The 6,821-nt window shown below is 59.3% G+C and carries 7 protein-coding genes; 3 read left to right on the forward strand and 4 right to left on the reverse strand.

All coding sequences use genetic code 11. From position 1 onward, the window contains the following. The 3 genes from Q0288_RS05830 to Q0288_RS05840 all read right to left on the reverse strand — a co-directional run. A partial coding sequence (locus tag Q0288_RS05830) for a LemA family protein (RefSeq protein ID WP_299428556.1) occupies window positions 1-396 on the reverse strand: 396 nt, incomplete at its 3' end. 16 nt (window positions 397-412) lie between these two features. Further along, window positions 413-2,308: a DUF2207 domain-containing protein gene (locus tag Q0288_RS05835; protein WP_299428559.1), complete on the reverse strand. Its 1,896-nt coding sequence runs from the start codon at window positions 2,306-2,308 to the stop codon at window positions 413-415. A 47-nt stretch (window positions 2,309-2,355) separates the two neighbouring features. Beyond that, window positions 2,356-2,916: an HD domain-containing protein gene (locus Q0288_RS05840; protein ID WP_299428562.1), complete on the reverse strand. Its 561-nt coding sequence runs from the start codon at window positions 2,914-2,916 to the stop codon at window positions 2,356-2,358. 153 nt (window positions 2,917-3,069) lie between these two features. Here Q0288_RS05840 and ispF point away from each other — a divergent pair, with 153 nt between their 5' ends. After that, complete coding sequence (ispF, locus tag Q0288_RS05845; RefSeq protein WP_299428566.1) at window positions 3,070-3,588, forward strand: 2-C-methyl-D-erythritol 2,4-cyclodiphosphate synthase; 519 nt, start codon at window positions 3,070-3,072, stop codon at window positions 3,586-3,588. A gap of 293 nt (window positions 3,589-3,881) precedes the next feature. Beyond that, a complete protein-coding gene (locus Q0288_RS05850) occupies window positions 3,882-5,270 on the forward strand; it encodes a right-handed parallel beta-helix repeat-containing protein (RefSeq protein ID WP_299428569.1) in 1,389 nt (462 codons plus the stop codon). Between the two features lie 117 nt (window positions 5,271-5,387). Here Q0288_RS05850 and Q0288_RS05855 read toward each other — a convergent pair whose 3' ends face one another. Beyond that, window positions 5,388-6,506: a tRNA pseudouridine(13) synthase TruD gene (locus Q0288_RS05855; protein WP_299428572.1), complete on the reverse strand. Its 1,119-nt coding sequence runs from the start codon at window positions 6,504-6,506 to the stop codon at window positions 5,388-5,390. 12 nt (window positions 6,507-6,518) lie between these two features. Here Q0288_RS05855 and Q0288_RS05860 point away from each other — a divergent pair. After that, the coding region (locus Q0288_RS05860; protein WP_299428575.1) for an ATP-binding protein at window positions 6,519-6,821 on the forward strand (303 nt) is incomplete at its 3' end.

A 6,821-nucleotide genomic window follows, 5' to 3' on the forward strand; every position in this document is an offset into this window, starting at 1 on the left:
GCGAGAGTAGGCGATTTTGTTCTCGGTCTCCTCGAGCTGGCCCTGCAGTTCCCGGAAGTTGGCATCGGCCTTGAGATCCGGGTAGGCTTCAGCGATGGCAAACACGCTGCGCAGGGCCTGGGTGAGCAGGTTGGAAGCCGCGGACTTTTCCTCGATGCTTCCAGCGGAAAGCATCCGCTCTCTAGCCTGGGTCACCCGGTCGAAGACCCCGGTCTCGTGGGCAGCGTAGCCCTTGACGGTACTGACCAGATTGGGAATCAGGTCATTGCGCCGCTTGAGCTGCACATCTACCTGGGAAAGCGCGTTGTTGACACGGTTTTCCAGGGTGATGATACGGTTATAGTAAAAGATAAAAAGGGCTGCGATCAACGCAATCAGAATCAACAAGATCTCCATAACCCAAGCCTCCGTTCTACCTCGCCCCGCTCCGGCCCCCACCGCCCGACGAGCCTCCTCTGGAGCTGCCGCCAAAACCCCCACCGGAGCCACTCGAGGGCTTAAGAGCACGCTCGAGGCTTTCCAGGTTGCGCGCAATCTGCTCGAGGCCCCCAGTCATCTGGCTGATTTGACGCAGCATGTCGCTGCTGGAGGTTATGGCCTGAGAGGTCTGGCCCAGGCTAGGCCCGGGAATCCAGCGCGGTACCGCAATCAGGTCAGGCCGCCTCTGGGCAATCTGGCGCAGATTCCGCAGGTAGCGCTCAGCAACGCCCAGGCTGGCCGCATAGATAAAGTGGTAGTCCCACATCTTGAAATGCTCGGCTGGCGCCGATTCCATCTGAGAAAAGTCGGCCAGGAAGTTGCGGTAGGCTTGCCAGCGTCTGGCCTTGAGCAGCTTGTCCGGCACCCAGCGGCCCAGCACGTTAAAGGCCAGCAGGCCCATCACCAGCAAGCCAACTCCGCCCAGTACCCCGCTGGCCATCAAAACCCCTACCCAGAGGGCCCCGCCCAGGTGGTCGAGCAGGATCGGCCCCAGAATCAGGGATAGCAACAAGAGCAGGAAGCCCAGCCCGACCAGCCAGCCACCCCAGTGAGCTGCGGCCCGCCCACTCTTTGCATCGAGCAGCTTGCCGTACACTGCCTCGTAGGTGGCCCTGGGACGGCGGCTCATGCTGGTCAGGAGACCGGGGTGCCGCCCGAAGTAGTTCTTGAGTTCCTCGGGTCGTACTACTCCATCCTTGCCAGCCGCCCGCAGCAGGTTCCAGACCTCGGTCGCCAGGGCCGTGGCGCTTTCCGGGGGCGAAAGCAGCTTGAAATGGGTCTCAACGCCGCCAAACAGCCCTAAAAAGCCCGGATTTTCGTGACGGATTAATTCAACTGAGCCTCGACGGGCAAAATCCAGCAAGGTGGCCGAGATCATCCGGCCCAGCATAGACTGCCCAGGGTCGCCCTGGCTCATCACATAGGGCACCAGACCAGGGGGGATTTCCTCGGCGGGTTCGCGGTAATAGCGCCCCACTTCTTCGGTACGGGGTTCGCGGCCAAAGCGCTGATAAGCACTCATAAAGAACCCCAGCAGCACCAGAAGCAAACCCAGCGGCCCAGCGGCCAGAACCCAGGCCCAGCCGGGAACCTGCTGGCTTTCGATGAGCTGGCGTGAGCGTTCGCGGAAGGCACGGGTCTCCTCTTCGGTTTCCTGTAGCCACTGCTCGAAGCGGGGTTGGTTCAGGGTGGGGCGGTCGAAAACCCTCGAGGCCAGAATCACCCTCGAGCGCACGAACTCGTCCTGGCTGACCGGCGCAATCTGTACGGTGGCGAGCCGTCTGGCCGGGTCGAACTCGAGCGTCCCCAGCCGGCCCCGCCCGGTAAAGATGAAGACCCGGAATCGCTCGGGTACCGCCTGCGGGGCATGTAAGCGCAGGATATAGGTGCCCACTGCCGCGTGTTCGGGCTCCAGTACCTGCCGGTCAAACAGTGCGGCATCGCTGGCTACGGTGATCTCATTGCTGAGGGTATAACTGATGCGGAAGACCCGACTCTGGTTTTCAGCCAGCACCGGGAGGCTGCCCCAACGGTCGGGGGGGCCTGCAGTAATGCTGATGCGGTTGCCCTGCACCTGATACTGCACCGGACGGCCATCGTCGAGGGCACTGGCCTCTTCAAAACGAACCTGGCCCCCAGGACGGGGTTCAATTTCCAGGAAGACCTCGCGGAAGGTGCCATCGAAACGCCAGGTTCGGACATCCACCACCCGCACCAGCCCATCGGCCTGAAGGTAGACATCCTGTTCGACGCGCTCGAGGGAGTAGCTCTTCCCCCAGGCCAGCCCCAGCAGGGCCAGTGCCAGCACCCCCCAGCGAAGCAGCTTCACCTCTCTAGCTTAACCCCAATCTCCGCCCAACGCCACGTTGGATACGCTTACCCCAACCCGAGCCGCCTGGCATCGGCCTTCATGGCTTCCAGCACAAAGGCCATGTGCTCGTCAAGATCGACTCCTAGCTCCTGAGCCCCGCGCACGATTCCTTCACGGTCTACCCGTGCAGCGAAAGCCTTATCCTTGAACTTCTTTTTCAGGCTGTCCAGTTCCAGGCTCTGGATGTTCTTGTCGGGACGGACATAGACCGCCGCCATAACCAGGCCCACCAGCTCGTCTACTGCAAACAAAACCCTGGCCATCAGGGAATTGCGGGGGTGCTCGGGCACATCGGCATGGCCCAGAATGGCCTCGAGCACATCATCGGAATAGCCCATCTCGCGCAGTACCTCCACCCCTTTATAAGGATGGGTTTCGGGGGCTTTTTCGTAGTCGAAATCGTGCAGGATAGCGGTGATGGCCCATTTTTCTTCGGGTTCGCCATACTTGCGGGCATAGGCCCGCATGGCGGTTTCGACAGCCAGCATATGTTTTTGCAGGCTTTCTGAGGGCGTCCAGCGCTTCATCAGGGCCAGTGCGTCTTCATAAACCATATAGATCGCCATATACCCCATTCTCGAAGAGTCATGCCCACAGGGTCAAGGGTCACACCACCCTTCTGTCGAGGGCCAGACATCGGATGCTCGTGCGGGGGTTTGGCCATGCATGTTGTGTCCAGTAGAGCGCAGCGCTCACGCAAAGCACGATAGGATAGAAGCGTGGCAGAGAAGTCAATCAATCCGTTGTCCCCATGGCTCATCGGCTACGGCGAGGATTCGCACCGCCTGGGCGAGGGGCGTGAACTCTGGCTGGGGGGAGTGCGTATCGAAAGTGAGCGCGGGGCAATTGCCCATTCGGATGGCGATGTAATTCTGCATGCCCTATCTGATGCCTTGCTTTCGGCATTTGCCCTGGGGGATATTGGCAGCTTTTTCCCCGACCACGACCCCAAGTGGAAGGGTCTGGAAAGCCGGGTCATCCTCGAGGTGGTTCTGCAAAAAGTGCGGGATAACGGCTATCGTTTGGGTCAGATTTCGGCGGTGGTGGTGGTGGATCGGCCCAGGCTCGGGCCGCACCGCGCCACCATCCAGCAAAACCTGGCTCAACTGACCGGACTGCCCGAAAACCGGGTGGGTCTAACCTTCAAAACCTCCGAGGGGTTGGCCCTCGATCATGCCCAGTGCAGGGCCATGGTCTACCTCGAGCCCATCCCGGAAAGGCCCGGCGAAAAGGGATAACCGTATCCATGACTGCATCTAGCCCTGGGCCTCGGCTAAGACGGTTCTGGGTCATTTTTGTCACTGGCTGGTTCGTACCTGGGGGTAACCTGAAAAAGTCATGGGCCAAACCTAAGGGAAATCTGAAAGAAGTCTAAATACGAATCGGTGGAGTGGGATCGTAAGCTACCAGTGAGTTCGGTTGAAGCAGGGTTACTTACAACTGCTCATCTCGAAAAGCCCCACATACCTGGTGGAACTTCGGCGCAGCTACTATGGTCTTGCTTGGGTAAACCATCGCCTCGGGAGTTTGAATGAAGAAGCTGTTGTGGATCATCATTTTGGTCGCCCTGGGGGCTTGCAACCAGGGCGCTACGCTCCCGGTTCCCCCGACGCCCAATCCCGCCCCGACCCCAGTCCCCACACCTCCTCTACCGCCCACCCCTGCCATACGCACTCTCTATGTGTCTCCCAGCGGCAGCGATAGCAACGATGGGCTAAGCGAAACCCGCGCTTTTCGCACCCTGCAACGGGCTTCCAACCAGACCCAGCCGGGAGATCTGGTGCTGGTGATGAATGGGGAGTACACCAACCCCATCTACAACAGCATCATCCTCAATATCAAACGCTCGGGCACCGCTGACAGGTGGATTGTCTATCGTGCTTATCCGGGCCATCGGCCCAAGCTCAAGCTCGAGTCCAACTGGGTGGGTATCTTGCTGGAGGGGGTCTCATATGTGGCCATCGAGGGTTTCGATATAGAAGGTAATGCTGCCAGTGTGAGCCTCGAGTATGCGCGCTCCCAGATGAGTGTGCTGGACAACCCCGTCACCGCAGGTAGCTGTCTGGGCATTGGCCCGCGCTACCAGCAGCCCGACCTGCGCTCACACCATATTGTGGTACGCAACAACCGCGTGCTGCGTTGTCCGGGGGGTGGCATCTACAGCGTGCAAGCCGACTACCTGTACATCGAAAACAATGTTGTGGCCGAGAACGGCTTCTTCTCCCCACTCAACAAGAGCGGGATCTCAACCTACCAGAACTGGAACTCCGATAGCTCCACCGATTTCAAAATTTTCATCCGGGGCAATATCGTCTACAAAAACGAGAACCGAATTCCCTTCTATTATTCCAACCCCGATCCAGCCAGGCGGGTTATCTCCGATGGCAACGGGATCATTGTGGATGATGGTCGCAACACCCAGAACTTCGGCACCAATCCCGGCGTACCCTACCGGGGCCGCGTCCTGATCGAGAACAATCTGATCTTCGACAACGGAGGCCGGGGGGTCAATATTTTCTATTCCGACAACGTGACCGTTCGCAACAACACCCTCTACGCCAATGCCCGGACACCCACCATCTGTTGCGATCTGTCGGCTTACTTCTCGGGGAATGTGGGGTTCTACAACAATGTGGTCTATGCCCGTTCCGACCGCGAAGCAACCGCAGTTTTTAGCGTCTCGAACTTTGTATTCAGTCGCAACCTGTATTTTGCAGCTACCAGCTTCCCCAACCGAAGCTCTACCGATCTGGTCAGCGATCCCCTGTTCATAAATCCCAGCACCGACCCCAGCAGTGCCAATTTCCGTCTCGGGGTCAGCAGCCCTGCCCTGGGCAAGGGCCTGTCCGAACAATGCGCCAGTACCGACCTGGAAGGCAAATCTCGAGCCAGCGCCTGCACCCTGGGCGCCTACGAGTGACCTCCGGGGAACAGGGGCGGGGTTGACCCGTTCAGCCACGGCTGTACCCGTCAGCAACCCAGACGGCGGCTGTGTACCGTTGGATGTAGACGGTTTACCGCACTGCATTTGGCACCCTCACTCCTCCGCCTCGCTTTCTAGCTGACCTTCTTCGGGATTCTTTTTCATCACCTCACGCAGCACCGCGGTGGCGTAGGCCCCCTTGGGTAGAAAAAAGCTCACCCAGAGTCCTTCCGGGGTTTCTTCCACCCTCCATTCAGCCAGGGGGAAGCGAATCAGGCGGCGATCCCCCCGGCGCGAGGCAAAATGGCGGCGCTCGAGTTCATATTTCTGCAAAATCTGATCTTCCAGGATCCGGGCCAGACCCTCTGCCTCCCGATATTTCTTACCGTACAAAGCCCCGGTAGCGCTTATTTCAAAGTGCAACGCCCGAGGGTTTTCTGTGGCCGGATCCAACACCACAAACTCCCCACCGGTATCGTGTTTCTTGGCCACATCACCCTCGATCACCTGCCCAAATAACCCCATCTGTAAGCGCAGGGCCAGCCAGTCGTTGAAGAGCAGGCTTTGCAGGCTGGCCACCAAAAACTTCTTGAGCCAGGAGGGGGTGTGCACCTTACCCTTTTTGACCAGTTCATAGCCCTTGACGGGATTCAACCCTCCAATGCCAAACCGCTGGGGGCCATAGTAGTTGGGCACCCCCTGGCGCTCGAGCACACGCAGGATGGCCTCGACGCGTTGTAGCAGTGGACGGGCATCCGCCCCTACTACGCTGCTCCCCAGTTCCAGGACTCGCTCCTGACTGGGGCGAATCAGGATGCGAAAGCGATTGCCCCGCAGATGCCCTACCCGCAGCTTGTGAGGATGCAAGCCCCTTTCCAGAACCCTGACCCCTCCTAGTTCGACCAGGCTTTCCAGGCGCACCTCGTGACGGGCCGGAATGCTGAACCACTGCAGGGTCAGCGCGTGTTTGTCCTTCAAGCCCGCCACCCCGATCTGAGATTCGTTGATATGCAGTCGGTCACGCAAAAACTCGTATACTGCCCGGGTGGTCAGACCCTCTTTCTCAATCAGCACAAACAGGTGTTCCCCCTCGCCCGAAGGGTTATAGGCTGGCACTTCATAAACCTGGAAATCTCGAGGTTTATGGCGAATCACCCCATCCAACCCCAGCAAGTCCGGTGTGAGATAGGGATAGGCATTGAAATCAAAACGGAGATTGGGAAATGAGGCCATACCTTATAGCATATGGGGGTGGACTCCGTAGATTCTGGCCAGCTAGAAGCCCAGTTCGCCAACCATCTGACCCGCATGGTTCCCGAGGGCAGTCTGGTGGCGGCGGTGTCGGGCGGTGGTGACTCGGTCGCACTGCTGTTGCTGCTTACTTCGACCCCCCGCAAGGTGGTGGTGGCCCATCTCGATCACTCCCTGCGCTCCGATTCGGCGGGTGATGCCCTCTGGGTTCGGTCGCTGGCCGAACGCCTGGGGTATACCTGCGAGTCGGAGAGACTCGATGTGGCCCAGATTGCCCTGGAACGCGGGGGTAATCTG

The sequence above is a fragment of the uncultured Meiothermus sp. genome, assembly GCF_937863175.1.
GTDB lineage: Bacteria > Deinococcota > Deinococci > Deinococcales > Thermaceae > Meiothermus.

Excerpts from the sequence above, each read along its gene's own strand:
- Q0288_RS05855 (WP_299428572.1), bottom strand. The coding sequence starts at position 6,506 with ATGGCCTCATTTCCCAATCTCCGTTTTGATTTCAATGCCTATCCCTAT.
- Q0288_RS05840 (WP_299428562.1), bottom strand. The coding sequence starts at position 2,916 with ATGGCGATCTATATGGTTTATGAAGACGCACTGGCCCTGATGAAGCGC.
- Q0288_RS05850 (WP_299428569.1), top strand. The coding sequence starts at position 3,882 with ATGAAGAAGCTGTTGTGGATCATCATTTTGGTCGCCCTGGGGGCTTGC.